The sequence below is a fragment of the Hyphomonas adhaerens MHS-3 genome, assembly GCF_000685235.1.
In the GTDB taxonomy this organism is placed as follows: domain Bacteria; phylum Pseudomonadota; class Alphaproteobacteria; order Caulobacterales; family Hyphomonadaceae; genus Hyphomonas; species Hyphomonas adhaerens.
Window position 1 is genome coordinate 52,668 of record NZ_ARYH01000002.1, and the last position, 15,351, is coordinate 68,018.

Sequence of the window (15,351 nt, forward strand, 5' to 3'; positions counted from 1 at the left end):
GCCATGACAGAACCTCTGGGACTGATCGCGGGCCTGGGAGACCTTCCGGTCGCCATAGCGAGCAATGCTGTCGCAAGCGGGCAGGGCGTTTATGTGCTGCGCCTCAAGGGGTTCGAAGAGCCAGCGCTGGCCGAATATCCCGGCGCAGTGGTTGGCTTGGGCGAGATCGGCGGTGTCATCGACCGGCTGAAGGCGGCAGGCTGCAGGGACATCGTGTTTGCAGGCATCGTGAACCGGCCGAACTTCAAGGACCTGAAGCTGGACATGCGCGGCGCCATGCTGTTGCCCAAAGTGGTTTCCGAGGCCCGCAAGGGTGACGATGCCTTGCTGAAAGTGCTCGTCAGAGAGTTCGAGAAGCAAGGTTTCAACGTGATTGGCAGCGAAGAGGCAAACAAGGCTTTGCTGGCGCCGGCCGGGCTGATTGCCGGTCCCCATCCAACGGAAGAGAATCTGGCAGACATCCGGCATGCCGCAAAGGTGGCATCAGCGACCGGCGCGCTGGACATCGGGCAGGGGTGCGTGGTCTGCGATGGTCTTGTCCTGGCCGTCGAGGCACAGGAAGGCACAGATGAGATGCTCAGGCGTTGCGCCACGCTGCCGGCAGCGATCCGAGGCAAGCCTGGAGCGCGACGGGGTGTGCTTGCAAAGCGGCCGAAGCCGGCTCAGGAACGCCGCATCGATCTGCCGACAACCGGTGTGTCCACCGTGGAGCTCGTCGCTGCCGCAGGCCTTGCCGGTCTCGCCGTTGAGGCGGGTGGGGCTTTGCTGCTCCGCCGGGCTGAAATGGAAGCGGCCGCGGACCGTCTTGGCGTGTTCATTTATGGTTTTTCACCGGATGAAGCCTCGTGAGCGCTCTGCGTTTATTCATGGTCGCGGGCGAGGCATCGGGCGATCTTCTGGCCCGGGAAGTGGTTCAGGCGATCCGGCGGGAAACGGACGATGTGGAGTTCGCCGGTATCGGAGGGCAGGAGCTTGCCTCTGTCGGCATCCACTCGCCGTTTGATATTTCGTCTCTTTCGATTCTCGGCTTTGCCGAAGGCATCAGGGCCTATGGCACGGTTGTGAAATTGGCCGATGCGGCCGCCGATGCGATTGTCGCGTTCAAGCCTGACGCCGTTGTCCTTGTGGACTCCTGGGGGTTCATGCTCCGGGTCGCGCAGCGTGTTCGTACGCGGGCACCTGAAATCAAACTGATCAAACTCATTGGTCCGCAGGTCTGGGCGACGCGGCCGGGACGGGCAAAGACTCTTGCGCAAACGGTCGACTACCTGCTCTGCATGCACGATATGGAAGTGCCATATTATGAGCCGTACGGCCTGCCGACGACTGTGATCGGGAATCCCGCCCTGTCGCGAAACAGGCCCGGAGATGGACAAAGGTTCCGCGCCGCGCGGGGCATGGCTCAAGACGAGAAAATCTGCCTTGTCTTGCCTGGTAGCCGCCGAAGCGAGCTCGCAAAGGTCGCCCCTGCGCTCCTTGAGGCGGCCAAACTGGTTTCGAGCGCGGTTCCGGGCGTGAGGATCATCGTTTCGCCGTCAGGGAATATGGCGGAAGCGTTTGATGAAGCGTTTCCGGACGTGTCTGGCTGGGCTGAAGTTCTGCACGCCCCTGAGGAACGCTACGATGCCATGGCCGCGGCAGATCTGGCGCTCGCTTGCTCGGGTACGGTAACCAGCGAGTTGGCCATGCAGGGAACACCTATGATCGTGGCGTACCGGACAGGCTGGTTGACCTGGGCGCTTGCGCGGGGGCTGCTGTATAAGAAACGCCACATTACGCTTCTGAACATCGTCTCGGACGATCAGGAAATCGTTCCGGAATTTGTTCAGACGCGGCAAAAGCCCGACCTTATTGCGGAAACAGCGATTCAGTGGCTTAGCGAGCCGAAGCGTTTGCAAGCACAGAAGGAAGCCCAGCAGGCCGCATTGGTTCGGATGCAGGTTGGCGGTCACTCATCGGCTGAGATTGCCGCCGCGACCATATTGTCAGTGGCCCGGGGTCAGGTTGTGCTCACGCAGGAATGAGAAATCGATTTTCTTTTTCAAGTGCCACAACCAGCCGGCCTCCAGTGCAACACCAAATTTCTCTGCCACAGCCCGCTGACTACCCAGGCTGATCAATTTCAGATAGTCAGATTGCGGATGGAATTCAGAGAGCCCGGAATTTTGCGCATATCGACCGATATTTTCCGCTATGACGGGACCGGCCCTCACGGCAAACACACCCGCAGGCTCTAGTGGTTTCGCTTTGAAATAAGATGTGTCGCCTGCTGCCCAGATATGAGGATGGCTTGTCGAGCGCAGGCTTGCATCGACTTCCACGCGCCCGTCGACCGTGTTGAGGCCAGACTGCCCAATCCAGCCGTGCGGTGCTGACCCGGCGCAATTGACGACAAGGGATGTCTCGAGGCTTTCGCCTGAAGTGAGGAGGACGGTACCATCTTGTATGGTCTGAATGCGCGTTTGCAGTATCAGATTGATGTTCGCCCGGCGCATGGCGCGGGCAAGCTTTCTGCGAAGGGCGGGTGAACTGGATCCGGCGATGTCAGAGCCTGCATCAACAAGATGGATGCTCGGGGCAGCGATGCCTTCCTGTTGAAGACGGTAGTGAATGGCGAGCCCGACTTCGATTCCGGCCAATCCGGCCCCGACAACAATGATCGACGGCGGCGCTGATCCGGCTTTGATCTCGGCGAGCGCCTTCTGCCATCTGTCCAGGAAAGGTCCGATAGGACGGATAGGACCGATTACGTCGAGGGCGTCAGGAACATCCAGTGGCCGAATGCCAGACCCGATGTCCAGGCTCGCCAGATCAAACGTAACCCGCTTGCCGGACTCAAGACGGGCTGTGCGGGAATCGGGCTCGATCGACACGAGCCTGTCCTGAACGAACTGAACGTTCGCTGCGTCGCAAAGTGGCTGCAACGGAACGCCAATGGAATCAGCCTTCCAATGGCCGGCAATGACGCCAGGAAGCGCCCCGCTGTACAAATTATGTGTGGTCGGCGAGACGAGAGTCAGCCGGATATCGGCAGGCAAAGTCTGTTTTGCAAGTTGGCGCAACGCGACCGCATGGGCATGGCCGCCTCCGGCCAACAGAATATGTCGTGGGTCGCCGCTCAGCGCGCCCACCATGATTGCAGGGAGCTGGCAATATTCAGTGACGTTTCGCGTGCGGCTGCTGGTGCGCGGTAGGCGACGATGGCTGAGCCTTCAAGTGCGCCTTCATCCAATGGATCCATCGGCCAGCGCGCCCCCGCCACGAAGCAGTCATCAAATTCTGTCAGGTACTCGCCGAACTCGATTTCCCGTCCGTCCTTGAAAAGCGGCAGCCAGAGGACAAGCATGCCATTCGGCCAGCGCTTGAGGGCTCGAGGTGTCCACAAGGCAAGAGCGTCAATGTCGCGGCTGGTTTCATAGCTGGGGTCGACGAAACAGACGATCTGTTCGTTGCTCCGTGGCGAGAGTTTCAGGGCGCCGGAATAGCCGTCTGCATGTTTGATCTGCAGGCGCGGGTCATTGCCAACGGCCTTCACCAGCTCCTTGTGTTCTGTCGGATGCTTTTCAAAGAACACCATGCGGGCCGATGCGGGCAGCAAATGCTGGGCGAGAGCGGGAGAGCCTGGATAATCACCTGTGCCGCGCCCGCTGACGACGTCCAGCCACGGCCGAACCGGCTTGGGCGCACCGTCATTGAGGAGCGAAAGGACGCCATCCAGCGCTTCGCCGCCCTTTGTCGCCTGTGCGCCATCAAGGTCATACCGTCCGCGTCCGGAGTGCGTTTCGACGTATAGGCAATTCGGGGATTGTTTTGCGACAGCACTCAGAATGGTGTGAAGCACGGCATGTTTGAGCACGTCCGCACGATTGCCTGCGTGAAATCCGTGCTGATATGAAAGCATGCCTGAAAGGTTCCGGTAGAAGGGGCCACCCGCCCCGGAGTTGGGGCGGGTGGCGGGAAGAGTTATTTCTCGCCGAGGCTGGCCTTGCGGACAGCTTCGAACTCGTTGCCGGGATACCAGGTCGGCCACTTGTCGGAACCGGCGATGGATTTGCCGACTTCATAAAGCGCCGTGACATCTTCCACGTTACCGGCCAGGTCCCAATCGTCGGAATATTCGTCCATGGGCTTGTGGTAGCGTTGTTCGTTGTAGGCCTGTGCGATGGCCTTACCCGCTGCGACGCCGCCGTCCAGTTTGTCTTCGCCGCCATCGGCATACAGCATCGGCACGCCGCGCTTGGCCAGTGAAATATGGTCTGAACGGTAGAACGATCCTGCTTCGGGTCTCGGATCCGGTTTCACCACACGGTCCTGTGTGGCCAGGTAGTCGGTCAGCATGTCTTCCAGCTCAGACGCGCCATAGCCGACGACGACCATGTCGTGGGTACGGCCAACTGGCAGGGAACCGTCCATGTTGATACCCGCCACAATCTGGTTCAGCGGCACTGTGGGGTGCTGGGCGAAATATTCAGAGCCAAGAAGCCCGGATTCTTCCAGCGTCACCGACAGGAACATCACCGAACGATCGGTTGGCTCGGCGGCCATGGATTCTGCAATTTCCAGAAGGGCCGCGGCGCCTGTCGCGTTGTCCACGGCGCCGTTGAAGATCTGGTCCTGATAGAAGTCTTCGCCCGGCGCGCCGGTTTTTTCCCCGGACTTCTTGCCGAGGTGGTCCCAGTGCGCAGTATAAAGAACGTACTCGTCCGGCACAGTCTTGCCGGGAAGGACCCCGATGACATTGTGACTGCTCAGCGGTTCGATGGTTTGGGTAATTTCACCCTGCGCTTTGATGCCGGACAGAGGCACGGGCTTGAAGCCACGTTCCTTGGCGGCGTTTTTCAGCGTCTCATAATCAAGACCAGCGGCCTTGAAGAGTTCTTCTGCCTTGTCGCGGGTGATCCAGGCTTCCATCGTGGTGCGGTCTTCGCCGCCATTGGCCCGAACGAGATCAGACTGCGCGCCCGACCAGGAGTTCGCCACCACGTCCCAGCCATAGGCGGCAGGGGCCGTCTCGTGGACAACGATGGCTGCCGCAGCGTGCTGGCGGGCAGCTTCCTCATATTTGTAGGTCCAACGGCCATAATAGGTCATGGCCTTGCCATTGAAGAGTTCCGGATCCTGTGTGGCAAATCCCGGGTCGTTCACAAGGATGATCACCGTTTTGCCGGTGAAGTCCTGATCGTCGTAGTCGTTCCAGTCATACTCCGGAGCAACCGCGCCATAGCCAACAAAAACGACGTCGCTCGGATCGAAGGAGAGTTCGGTCGCATTCTGGCGCTTGGTCCAGACTACGGCATTGTCTTTCAGCTTGGTCGGGATTTCCGTACCGTCTTCGGACGTGAAGCTCAGATAGGAATTTGAAGGATCGATGGTCTGGTTCACCATCTTCACTTCCTGGAGATAGCTGCCGTTTTCACCGCCCGGCTCAAGGCCGATACGGTTCATCTCGGCGGCGATCCACTCTGCAGCGGCTTCACCTGTCGGCGTCCCGGGACCGCGACCTTCAAACGTATCATCGGCCAGCGTCTTGATGCGGACCGCCAGGTCGCTTGCGGTGATATCTGCCACCGTATCTTCAGGAAGCGGCAACAGCAGTTCCGGCGCGGGCGCAGCTTCCTTCGTGTCTGAGGTGTCCACCTTGCCGGCCTGATCGCCACAGGCGGCCAACGCAAGCAACGATGCTGCCAGGAACAGCTGCTTCATGAGATTCTCCCTAAAATTCCGCAATTGTGGGGATGTTGCACGTGCCCGGGCAGGGGGCAAGCTTGTGCCTCATGGAAGCGGAATCCATTCATCCTTGTCGCCAGGAACCGTCGGAAACCGGTCAGATCCACCTGAACCAGCCGAATTTTGCCAATCCTGTTTTGCCTGTTCGATCAGTGCCTGATCGCTGGCGACAAAATTCCATTCGATTTTACGCGGCCCATCCATGACGGCGCCACCACAGATGACCCCCTTTGTGCCGGGCGCCAGCCGTATCGCGACATCCGCGCCGTCCGAAAGCACAAGCATCTGGCCTTCTTCGAAGGTTTGGCCTTCGATTTCGGCGCTGCCGTTCACGAGATAAATCGCGCGCTCCTCAGCAAGCGCACCCGGAACGATCAGGTTGGCGCCATCATCGGCCTCGAATGCCACATAGAGGATCGGCCAGGGGAATTGGACCGGTGAGACATGTCCGAAGGCTTCGCCGGCGAGCACCCGCATACGCGCGCCCTGACGCTCGAATTCGGGCAGGGTGTCTGCCGCGTGATGGACGAACGCGGGAGGAACGCCTTCATGAGTCTTCGGCAGGGCGACCCATGTTTGCAAACCATGCATGGTCTGGCCTGCTTCCCGCTCCGGCGCAGGCGTGCGTTCCGAATGGACGATGCCGTGACCGGCCGTCATCCAGTTTACGGCGCCCGGGCGAATCACAAGGTCGGTCCCGAGGGAGTCCCGATGTTCGATCGCTCCCTCGAACAGGTAGGTGACGGTCGACAGTCCGATATGCGGATGCGGGCGCACATCGAACCCTTCGCCGGGCGCGTACGCCACGGGCCCGAAATGATCGAAAAACACAAAGGGGCCAACCATGCGTTGGGCATGAAAGGGGAGAACCCGGCGCACACGAAACCCGCCTCCGAGGTCGCGTACTCTCGGTTCAATTCTCCGCGAGATAAGATCGCTCATGCCGAAAACTCCTTTTCGCGGCCATATTCACCCTCAAATATGATCTCATGAGTGATGATCTCCAGTCCCTGATTGAAGATATGCGTCAGTGCCGCCTGTGTGAGGCGGAAATGGAGCGCGCACCGAACCCGATTTTCCAACTCTCAGACAGTGCCCGGATTCTGGTAGCCGGGCAGGCCCCAGGCAATCTGGCGGATACGACCGGCACGCCGTTCAATGATCCTTCCGGGGATCGCCTGCGTGACTGGATGGGCGTTTCGCGGGAGGAATTCTACGACCGATCGAAGCTCGCCATCCTGCCCATGGGCCTGTGTTTTCCTGGATATGATGCGAAGGGCGGAGACATTCCTCCCATGAAACGTTGCGCGGACGTGTGGCGGCAACAGGTGTTGGATCTGCTTCCCCGGATTGAGGTGGTTCTGTTGGTCGGCGGATACGCCCAGCGCTGGCATCTTGGGCGCCGGGTGGAAAAGACACTGACGGCAACAGTGGCGAACTGGAAATCGTATACGAGTGACCGCATGTTCACACTGCCGCACCCAAGCTGGAGGAATACCGCATGGTTGAAGCGCAACCCATGGTTCGAGGCAGACGTGCTGCCCGACCTGAGACGCGCGATCCGTTCGGCCTTGTCCGGAAGTTGACGGTGCTCGCAATGATCGCCGTCAGCGCTTGTGCAACACCCAAGGTTCAGGAGCCACTCTCCATGACGCAAAACGTGACGCCGGAGCTGCAAGTGGATCAGAACACATTTGTATCGTTCGATGGCGCCCAGCTCGGCCTGACATACTGGGAGGGGCAGGAGAGCGAAGCCGCTGCGGGGCATGTCGTCGTCGGTCTGCATGGCATGAACGACTATGCGAACGCATTTCACATGGCGGCACCTTACTGGGCGTCGAACGGTGTCGACGTATACGCTTACGATCAGCGCGGCTTCGGGCGCTCGCCTGAGAGGGGAATCTGGCCAGACGAAGAACTGATGCGGGAAGACCTGCGCACCGCTGTGGATCTCGTCCGGAAACGTCATCCCGATTCGACCATCACGGTGGTCGGTATCTCTATGGGGGCAGCAGTCGCCATGTCGGCATTCGGGTCGGACCGTCCGCCCGCCGCAGACCAGTTCATCGCATCGGGGCCGGGCCTGCGCGGCTGGGGGGCGATGAATGTATCCTACCGGACCAGTCTCTGGCTGTCGGCTCACATACGGCCAGGCTGGGTTGTTCAGCCGCCCCGGCGGTTTGTCCGCATTGAACCGTCTGACAATGTCGAGATGTTGCAGCGGACCTGGTCAGACCCTTTGATGATGCCGACCAACCGCATTGATCAGGTCTATGGTCTCGTGTCGCTGATGGAGCGGGCCCACGAACGCGCTCCGGACCTGCCACAGGGCCTGCCCACGCTCATGTCCTACGGGGCCAATGACTATGTGGTGCCGGTGAGGGGCGTGCAACGAACCGCCAAAGTGCTGCCGTCGCATGTCCGGACCGTCTATTACGAGAAAGGCTACCACATGCTTTTACGAGACCTTCAGGCCCGGACCGTGCATGATGATTATCTGGCATTTATGCTGGATCCGACGGGGGAATTGCCCAGCAGGGCCAATGAATGGCCATTTCGCTGAAGCTTTCCACAGCCCATCGCCTCTTGCAGTACTGCCTGCGTGGACAAATATCAGCCATTCTGCCAGTTCTGGCAGAGTAGAGATTCCTTTTTTCGACGCCCGAGGCCCGACTTATGTCAAATCCGTACCAGACTGCCCTCAACCTAGTCCCCATGGTGGTGGAGCAGACCAGCCGTGGCGAGCGGGCCTTCGACATCTTCTCGCGCCTTTTGAAGGAGCGGATCATTTTCGTCACCGGCGGAATAGATGACAGCATGGCCGCGCTGATCACGTCTCAGCTGCTGTTTCTTGAATCGGAAAACCCGAAAAAAGAGATCGCCATGTATATCAACAGCCCGGGCGGCTACGTTTCATCCGGACTGGCAATTTATGACACAATGCAGTTCATCCGCTGCCCGGTTTCCACGGTTTGCATCGGCCAGGCAGCGTCCATGGGGTCGCTTCTGCTGGCTTCCGGGGAAAAAGGCGCGCGATTCGCGCTGCCGAATGCCCGTGTCATGCTTCACCAGCCATCTGGCGGCTACTCCGGTGTCGCAACCGATATTGAGCGTCACGCCGAGGAAATCATTGATCTTAAGCGGCGCCTGAACAAGATTTACGTTAAACATACCGGTCAGGAATACGACGTTATCGAGCGGAAACTGGATCGGGACACCTTCCTCACAGCCGAGGAGGCCATGGAATTCGGCATCGTCGACAAGGTGTTCGAGCGCCGGGCTGCCGAGGATGAGAAATAGACTGCGCCATCCCGCGTATTGCGGCCTGACACTTGCAGTGCAGGCCAATGCCCATATTGTTCTGTTAAGGAACTGGGTTTGGGCGCTTAAAACCACGTTAAGCCTTAACCGGCATTGAGGACAGCATGACCAAACAAAACGGCTCAGGCGACTCCAAGAACACGCTTTACTGCTCGTTCTGCGGCAAAAGCCAGCATGAGGTGAAGAAGCTCATCGCTGGACCGACCGTGTTCATCTGCGATGAATGCGTTGAACTCTGCATGGACATCATTCGCGAGGAAAACAAAACCTCGCTGGTCCGCTCTCGCGAGGGTGTGCCCACACCGCAGGAAATCTGCGATGTGCTGGACGACTACGTGATCGGGCAGACCTATGCAAAGCGCATCCTGTCGGTCGCCGTACACAACCATTACAAGCGCCTCTCCCATGCCGGGAAAACCGATGGGGTGGAACTGTCCAAGTCCAACATCATGCTGGTCGGGCCAACGGGTTGCGGTAAGACGCTGCTGGCTCAGACGCTGGCGCGCATCCTGGACGTGCCGTTCACGATGGCAGACGCCACGACCCTCACCGAAGCCGGCTATGTCGGCGAGGATGTCGAGAACATCGTGCTGAAACTGCTTCAGTCCGCCGATTACAATGTGGAACGTGCGCAGCGCGGCATCGTGTATATCGACGAGATCGACAAGATTTCCCGCAAGTCGGACAACCCGTCCATCACACGCGACGTGTCGGGCGAGGGTGTCCAGCAGGCGCTTCTGAAGATCATGGAAGGCACCGTGGCAGCGGTTCCGCCGCAAGGTGGCCGCAAGCATCCGCAGCAGGAATTCCTGCAGGTGGACACCACGAACATCCTGTTCATCGTTGGCGGTGCCTTTGCGGGCCTCGACAAGATCATCTCCGCACGCGGCGAAGCAGCGTCCATTGGTTTCGGTGCGGCCGTGAAAGATGCTGAAGCTCGCGGTGTCGGCGAAGTTCTGCGCGAAGTCGAGCCGGAAGACCTGCAGCGTTTCGGTCTCATTCCGGAATTCATCGGCCGTCTGCCGGTGATCGCGACCCTGGAAGACCTTGATGAGGCGGCTCTGATCCAGATCCTCACTGAGCCGAAGAACGCCCTGCTGAAGCAGTACCAGCGTCTCTTCGACATGGAGAACGTGCAGCTGACCTTCACACCGGATGCCCTTACGGCTGTGGCGCGCCGCGCCATTCTCCGCAAGACCGGTGCTCGGGGCCTTCGTTCCATCATGGAGGGCATCCTGCTCGACACGATGTTCGAGCTGCCGAACCTGCGTGGTGTCGAGGAAGTCGTGATCAGTGGGGAAGTGGTCGATGGGCAGGCGGAACCGCTTTACGTTCACGCCAAGAAGAGCCAGCCCGAAGCCGGCTGATCAGACAACACCGCTCTCTAAATACCCAATTCAAAACACCCCGGCCAGCAGGCTGGGGTGTTTGCGTTTGTAGAGGAAATGCAAGGAGGGGAGCGCTCCGGTGTCCTATGGTTTTTGTGTCTCAAACGGTAAGGGCCGGCACCTCCCGGTGCCGGCCCCGCCTTCCCCCGTGTGTCGGGTGAACTGATCGGACTGAGCGATCAGTATTTGTAGTACATGTCGAACTCGACCGGATGCGGGTGAAGTTCGTATTTCATGTTTTCTTCCATCTTCAGGTCGATGTAGCCATCGATCTGGTCGTCGTCGAAGACGCCGCCCTTCTTGAGGAATTCACGGTCAGCATCGAGGGCCGCGAGGGCGTCACGCAGCGAACCGCAGACCTGCGGAATGGTTTTCGCTTCTTCCGGCGGAAGATCGTAGAGGTCCTTGTCCATGGCGTCGCCCGGATGGATCTTGTTCTCGATGCCGTCGAGGCCAGCCATGAGCAGGGCAGCGAAGGCGAGATAGGGGTTTGCCATCGGATCCGGGAAGCGGGTTTCGATACGCTTGGCTTTCGGGTTGTCGCCGAAAGGAATACGGATCGATGCCGAACGGTTACGCGCCGAATAGGCCAGCATCACGGGAGCTTCATAGCCTGGCACCAGACGCTTGTAGCTGTTCGTGGACGGGTTGGTCAGCGCGTTCAGGGCGCGGGCGTGCTTGATGATCCCGCCGATGTAGTAGAGGCAGGTCTCGGACAGGCCGGCATACTGGTCACCGGCGAAAAGAGGCTTGCCGCCGTTCCAGATGGACTGGTGCACGTGCATGCCGGAGCCATTGTCCTTGTACATTGGCTTGGGCATGAAGGTTGCCGTCTTGCCATACGAATGCGCCACGTTCTGAACGACGTATTTGTAGAGCTGAAGGCGGTCGGCCATCACGGTCAGGGTCGAGAACTTCAGACCAAGCTCGTGCTGTGCCGGTGCCACTTCGTGGTGATGCTTTTCCGGATCGAGGCCGATGTCAGCCATGACCGACAGCATTTCGCTGCGCATGTCCTGTTCGGAATCGATCGGCGGCACCGGGAAGTAGCCACCCTTCGGGCCCGGGCGGTGGCCCATATTGCCCATCGGGTATTCCTTGGCCGTGTTGATCGGCAGTTCGGCCGAATCGAACGAATAGCCGGTGCTGTGCGGTTCAACGCTCCAGCGCACATCGTCGAAGACGAAGAATTCAGCTTCCGGTCCGAAGAAGACGGTGTCGCCAACGCCGGAGGCCTTCACATAGGCTTCGGCTTTCTTGGCCGTCATGCGCGGGTCGCGGTTGTAAGCTTGGCCGCTGATCGGATCCAGGATGTCACACATCACGGCCAGCGTGGTCTGCTGGAAGAACGGATCGATGATCGCGGACGACGTGTCCGGCATCAGCAGCATGTCCGACTCGTTGATCGACTTCCAGCCGGCAACGGACGAACCGTCAAACATCTGGCCGTCGACAAAGAAGTCTGCGTCCACCATGTCCTTGTGAAATGACACGTGCTGCATCTTGCCGCGCGGGTCGGTGAAACGAAGGTCCACGTATTGGACGTCTTCGTCCTTCATGATCTTCATGAGGTTTTCAGCCATTGGAAATGCCCTCCATCTGTAAACTTGCTGAATATTGTTGTTTGCTGCGCCCGATCAAAGTGCGGTTTCGCCGGTTTCCCCGGTACGGATGCGCACTGCGTCGATGATATCCGAAACGAAGATTTTGCCATCGCCAATCTTGTCGGTGTGTGCAGCTTTCTTGATTGCCTCAACGGCGCCGTCGACGGCACTGTCGGCCAGGACGATTTCGATTTTCAGCTTCGGAAGAAAATCGACCACGTATTCGGCACCGCGGTAGAGTTCGGTGTGCCCCCGCTGACGCCCGAAACCCTTTGCTTCGATGACGGTCATGCCCTGCAGGCCAATTTCCTGCAGTGCTTCTTTCACGTCGTCGAGTTTGAACGGTTTGATGATTGCCTCGATCTTTTTCATGGCCCGTGTTCTCCCAGCCGCTGAGTGTCTGTCTGTAGACTCCGGTAGGCGGCTTCCCGGGCCTAGGCGAGACATTCATGCCTGTCACGCCGCCTCTTGTGAAGGCGTGGTCGAATATTGTGCGACGTTGCCGCAATATTGGTCAGTCAGATTGCGTCAGGATCCACTGTCAGCCCGTATTCCTGTCACCGCTAATCGGGGGATGTGCTGTGCTGCCGGGGGATCGGACCGTAAACCGACGCTAGGGCAACGAATCCCGGTTTGGCGATTTCCTTCGACCCGGAACGCGCGCCGTTCTGCACCGCACCGCTCAAGGCATAGGCACTTTGGGTGATACGGAGTGGCGAAGGAGGCTGGCTCCCCTGACTGTGTTTCGTGGATTCATCGCAGACAAATAAGGATCAGGATGCCAGACGCTCATGCTGGCGCCTTAACATCGATGGTGGCGTGGTCTATCAGAAACCGGGCACAAACCGCGTCCGAGGCCGATACTCGGCTCGCGCAGAAAAGACCGAATTGAGGGTACCAGCATGATCTATCTCGTCCGTCATGGAGAAGCGGCGGCGAGTTGGGGCAACCACCCCAATCCGGGCCTCAGCGAACTTGGACACAAACAGGCCGAATCGGCCGCCGCGTCCCTGTTTGACCTCGGCGCCCGCAGCGCCGTCAGCAGCCCCATGCAGCGTTGCCGCGAAACCGCCGCGGCCTTCGAGCGCCTGGCCGGGGTCACGGCTCAGGTCGAGCCCGTCGTTTCGGAGATCGAAACGCCCGACGGTGTCGGTGACCGGGTCGAATGGCTTCAGTCCTACATGGCCGGCACCTGGGAGGATGAAGGCGCCGCGCACGATGCCTGGCGCAAGAAGATCGCCGAAGTGCTGGCCCTGCTGCCAGACAATACCGCTGTCTTCTCCCACTTTGTGGCCATCAATGCCGTGGTCAGCCTGATTGATCAGGATGCGCGGACGACTGTGTTCAGGCCGGGGCATTGCTCCATCACCAAGGTGGACTTCAGTGGCGCCGTGCCGCGCGTCATTGAATACGGAAGCCAGGCCGCAACACGCGTGCTATGAGCCCGTCATGGGCAGACCAATACTCACACCGCAGGAAATGCAAGCCGCCGAACAGGCGGTGTTTGCGCAGGGACTCGACAGTTTCGAACTGATGCAGCGCGCCGGCGATGCTGTCGCTGAATTCGTTCACGCCAACTGGCCGGAAGGATCCATCCAGGTCCTGTGCGGCCCCGGCGGAAATGGCGGCGACGGCTTTGTCGCTGCGGCCAAGCTGTCGAAGCTTTGGCGGGACGTGAAAGTCTACTGCATGGTGCCGGTGGCGGAGCTGACCGGCGATGCCGCGAAAGCTGCAGCGCTCTGGGACGCCGAAGTGGGAACACTGGAAGAGGCGCTTGAGGCGCCGCATGACCTTGTTCTGGATGGCCTGTTTGGCGGCGGCCTGACCCGGCCGCTGGACGGTATCGCCGCGCAGCTGGCCCAGCGCGGCGGGCGGGTTGTCTCCATCGATGTGCCGTCCGGCATTTGCGGCCTGAAGGCAAAGCCGCTGGGGCCGTGCTTCGTTGCAGAAGGCACCATCACCTTTGCCGCCCTGCGCCCGGCGCATGTGTTGCGGCCGGGCTCTGCCTATTGCGGGAATGTGCAGGTCGCTGACATAGGCGTCCCCGTGCAGACACGGCTTATGGAGAACAGTCCCATGCTGTGGCTGCGCCTGTTGCCGCAGCCGGGCATGGCCGATCACAAGCACAGCCGCGGGCATCTGAAAGTGCTGAGCGGCGGGATCTCATCGACCGGCGCGGCGCGGCTGGCCGTTCGCGCAGGCCTTCGCATTGGTGCAGGACTGGCGACGTTGCTGACACCGCCATCTGCGCTGATGGTCAATGCCGCACAGCTGACAGCCGTCATGGTGAAGCCCGTCGACGGCGCCGAAGAGCTCTCCGAAGCAATCCAGACGGCGTCGGTCGTCATTGCAGGGCCGGGGGCGGGGATCACGCCTGCGACGCGGGCCAATGTCGAAGCGATTCTGAACGGGCCGGGGCGGGCCGTGCTCGATGCCGACGCGCTGACTGTGTTTGAGTCACAACAGGATCAGCTGTTCCGGCGCCTGCGCCCGACCGACCTGCTGACCCCGCATATCGGTGAGTTCAATCGCCTGTTCGGAGACCTTCTGGAGACCGCGACCAACAAGGTGGAAGCCGTCCGGCAGGCTTCTGAGAAGGCAGGCTGCACCGTTCTCCTGAAAGGGCCTGACACTGTCATCGCCCAGCCGGATGGTGGCGCGGTCGTCAATATTCATGCGACGCGCTGGCTTGCAACGGCCGGGTCAGGCGACGTTCTGGCAGGCTTTGCAGGCGGGCTGATGGCGCAGGGAATCGACACGCTGGTCGCGGCCAGCATGGCGGCCTGGATCCATGGCGAGGCAGGCCGCCGCATCGGCGCGGGCCTGATTTCGGAAGACCTGGAACGTCAGGTTCCGGATATCCTGAGCGCGTTGCATGGCGAGATCGGCTGATCCGGCTGTTGGATAAGCCGCTGCTCAGGCAATCACGAACACCCTCTATAGACCATCTATAGACCCTAAATGGCGCACGTTCCGGTGCATCGGCCCGTTGTATCCGCGCGCGCTCTCGCCTAAACGTGCGCCCGGAACGCGGATGTGGCGGAATTGGTAGACGCACTGGATTTAGGTTCCAGCGCCGCAAGGCGTGGAGGTTCGAGTCCTCTCATCCGCACCATTCGTTTCTGGTGGCGCTCCGCGCCAGAAATCGATCAAGGATCGATTTCAGGAAACGAATGCTCGAAGCGCAAGCGAGAGCCGGCGGGTTAGCGAATGAATGAGTCCTTTTATGTTTCCCGCTTCGCTGCGCTTCGCGATGAAACGGGCTCAGGGCTGCTCGGCCGAACGCTTGAAGCGCAAGCGAGAGCCACCGC

Annotated in this window: 14 protein-coding genes and 1 tRNA gene; 9 read left to right on the top strand and 6 right to left on the bottom strand. The window is 60.0% G+C overall.

What is annotated here, in order from left to right:
* Window positions 1–3: 3 nt before the first annotated feature.
* Both HAD_RS12380 and lpxB read left to right on the top strand, forming a co-directional pair.
* On the top strand, window positions 4–849 hold the full coding sequence (locus tag HAD_RS12380) for an LpxI family protein (RefSeq protein WP_035572269.1): 846 nt from the start codon (window positions 4–6) through the stop codon (window positions 847–849).
* Window positions 846–2,024, top strand: a complete 1,179-nt coding sequence (gene lpxB, locus HAD_RS12385) for a lipid-A-disaccharide synthase (RefSeq protein WP_084331957.1) — start codon at window positions 846–848, stop codon at window positions 2,022–2,024. The genes HAD_RS12380 and lpxB overlap by 4 nt, the downstream gene beginning before the upstream one ends.
* On the opposite strand, the gene HAD_RS12390 is transcribed toward lpxB, so the two are convergent.
* The 4 genes from HAD_RS12390 to HAD_RS12405 all read right to left on the bottom strand — a co-directional run bounded on the left by HAD_RS12390 (window position 1,986) and on the right by HAD_RS12405 (window position 6,669).
* Window positions 1,986–3,134, bottom strand: a complete 1,149-nt coding sequence (locus HAD_RS12390) for an FAD-dependent oxidoreductase (protein ID WP_035572272.1) — start codon at window positions 3,132–3,134, stop codon at window positions 1,986–1,988. The two genes, lpxB and HAD_RS12390, sit on opposite strands and share 39 nt — an antisense overlap.
* Complete coding sequence (gene rlmJ, locus HAD_RS12395; RefSeq protein ID WP_051596265.1) at window positions 3,119–3,901, bottom strand: 23S rRNA (adenine(2030)-N(6))-methyltransferase RlmJ; 783 nt, start codon at window positions 3,899–3,901, stop codon at window positions 3,119–3,121. The genes HAD_RS12390 and rlmJ overlap by 16 nt, the downstream gene beginning before the upstream one ends.
* 62 nt (window positions 3,902–3,963) lie before the next feature.
* Window positions 3,964–5,703, bottom strand: coding sequence for a M28 family metallopeptidase (locus HAD_RS12400; protein WP_035572274.1), 1,740 nt, complete (start codon window positions 5,701–5,703; stop codon window positions 3,964–3,966).
* Window positions 5,704–5,772: 69 nt separating this feature from the next.
* Window positions 5,773–6,669: a pirin family protein gene (locus tag HAD_RS12405; protein WP_035572276.1), complete on the bottom strand. Its 897-nt coding sequence runs from the start codon at window positions 6,667–6,669 to the stop codon at window positions 5,773–5,775.
* A gap of 47 nt (window positions 6,670–6,716) precedes the next feature.
* Here HAD_RS12405 and HAD_RS12410 point away from each other — a divergent pair, with 47 nt between their 5' ends.
* The 4 genes from HAD_RS12410 (at window position 6,717) to clpX (ending at window position 10,415) form a co-directional block, all read left to right on the top strand.
* The gene (locus HAD_RS12410; protein WP_035572278.1) at window positions 6,717–7,313 is read left to right on the top strand and encodes a uracil-DNA glycosylase family protein; all 597 of its coding nucleotides are present in this window, start codon (window positions 6,717–6,719) and stop codon (window positions 7,311–7,313) included.
* 62 nt (window positions 7,314–7,375) lie between these two features.
* Window positions 7,376–8,290 carry an alpha/beta fold hydrolase gene (locus HAD_RS12415; RefSeq protein ID WP_051596266.1) on the top strand — a complete coding sequence of 305 codons (915 nt, stop codon included), beginning with the start codon at window positions 7,376–7,378 and terminating at the stop codon, window positions 8,288–8,290.
* Window positions 8,291–8,403: 113 nt separating this feature from the next.
* The gene (locus tag HAD_RS12420; protein WP_035572282.1) at window positions 8,404–9,027 is read left to right on the top strand and encodes an ATP-dependent Clp protease proteolytic subunit; all 624 of its coding nucleotides are present in this window, start codon (window positions 8,404–8,406) and stop codon (window positions 9,025–9,027) included.
* 125 nt (window positions 9,028–9,152) lie between these two features.
* Window positions 9,153–10,415 carry an ATP-dependent Clp protease ATP-binding subunit ClpX gene (clpX, locus tag HAD_RS12425; protein WP_035572283.1) on the top strand — a complete coding sequence of 421 codons (1,263 nt, stop codon included), beginning with the start codon at window positions 9,153–9,155 and terminating at the stop codon, window positions 10,413–10,415.
* 200 nt (window positions 10,416–10,615) lie between these two features.
* Here clpX and glnA read toward each other — a convergent pair whose 3' ends face one another.
* Both glnA and HAD_RS12435 read right to left on the bottom strand, forming a co-directional pair.
* Window positions 10,616–12,019, bottom strand: a complete 1,404-nt coding sequence (gene glnA, locus HAD_RS12430) for a type I glutamate--ammonia ligase (RefSeq protein ID WP_035572289.1) — start codon at window positions 12,017–12,019, stop codon at window positions 10,616–10,618.
* Window positions 12,020–12,073: 54 nt separating this feature from the next.
* Window positions 12,074–12,412 carry a P-II family nitrogen regulator gene (locus HAD_RS12435; protein WP_034765007.1) on the bottom strand — a complete coding sequence of 113 codons (339 nt, stop codon included), beginning with the start codon at window positions 12,410–12,412 and terminating at the stop codon, window positions 12,074–12,076.
* A 530-nt stretch (window positions 12,413–12,942) separates the two neighbouring features.
* Between HAD_RS12435 and HAD_RS12440 the strand changes: the two genes are divergently transcribed.
* The 3 genes from HAD_RS12440 (at window position 12,943) to HAD_RS12450 (ending at window position 15,155) form a co-directional block, all read left to right on the top strand.
* On the top strand, window positions 12,943–13,482 hold the full coding sequence (locus HAD_RS12440) for a histidine phosphatase family protein (RefSeq protein WP_035572291.1): 540 nt from the start codon (window positions 12,943–12,945) through the stop codon (window positions 13,480–13,482).
* A gap of 7 nt (window positions 13,483–13,489) precedes the next feature.
* Complete coding sequence (locus HAD_RS12445; protein WP_035572294.1) at window positions 13,490–14,932, top strand: NAD(P)H-hydrate dehydratase; 1,443 nt, start codon at window positions 13,490–13,492, stop codon at window positions 14,930–14,932.
* A gap of 138 nt (window positions 14,933–15,070) precedes the next feature.
* A tRNA-Leu gene (locus tag HAD_RS12450) sits at window positions 15,071–15,155 on the top strand.
* Window positions 15,156–15,351: the final 196 nt, after the last annotated feature.

Excerpts from the sequence above, each read along its gene's own strand:
- HAD_RS12380 (WP_035572269.1), top strand. The coding sequence starts at position 4 with ATGACAGAACCTCTGGGACTGATCGCGGGCCTGGGAGACCTTCCGGTC.
- HAD_RS12390 (WP_035572272.1), bottom strand. The coding sequence starts at position 3,134 with ATGGTGGGCGCGCTGAGCGGCGACCCACGACATATTCTGTTGGCCGGA.
- rlmJ (WP_051596265.1), bottom strand. The coding sequence starts at position 3,901 with ATGCTTTCATATCAGCACGGATTTCACGCAGGCAATCGTGCGGACGTG.
- HAD_RS12400 (WP_035572274.1), bottom strand. The coding sequence starts at position 5,703 with ATGAAGCAGCTGTTCCTGGCAGCATCGTTGCTTGCGTTGGCCGCCTGT.
- HAD_RS12405 (WP_035572276.1), bottom strand. The coding sequence starts at position 6,669 with ATGAGCGATCTTATCTCGCGGAGAATTGAACCGAGAGTACGCGACCTC.
- HAD_RS12410 (WP_035572278.1), top strand. The coding sequence starts at position 6,717 with ATGAGTGATGATCTCCAGTCCCTGATTGAAGATATGCGTCAGTGCCGC.
- HAD_RS12415 (WP_051596266.1), top strand. The coding sequence starts at position 7,376 with ATGACGCAAAACGTGACGCCGGAGCTGCAAGTGGATCAGAACACATTT.
- HAD_RS12420 (WP_035572282.1), top strand. The coding sequence starts at position 8,404 with ATGTCAAATCCGTACCAGACTGCCCTCAACCTAGTCCCCATGGTGGTG.
- clpX (WP_035572283.1), top strand. The coding sequence starts at position 9,153 with ATGACCAAACAAAACGGCTCAGGCGACTCCAAGAACACGCTTTACTGC.
- glnA (WP_035572289.1), bottom strand. The coding sequence starts at position 12,019 with ATGGCTGAAAACCTCATGAAGATCATGAAGGACGAAGACGTCCAATAC.
- HAD_RS12435 (WP_034765007.1), bottom strand. The coding sequence starts at position 12,412 with ATGAAAAAGATCGAGGCAATCATCAAACCGTTCAAACTCGACGACGTG.
- HAD_RS12440 (WP_035572291.1), top strand. The coding sequence starts at position 12,943 with ATGATCTATCTCGTCCGTCATGGAGAAGCGGCGGCGAGTTGGGGCAAC.
- HAD_RS12445 (WP_035572294.1), top strand. The coding sequence starts at position 13,490 with ATGGGCAGACCAATACTCACACCGCAGGAAATGCAAGCCGCCGAACAG.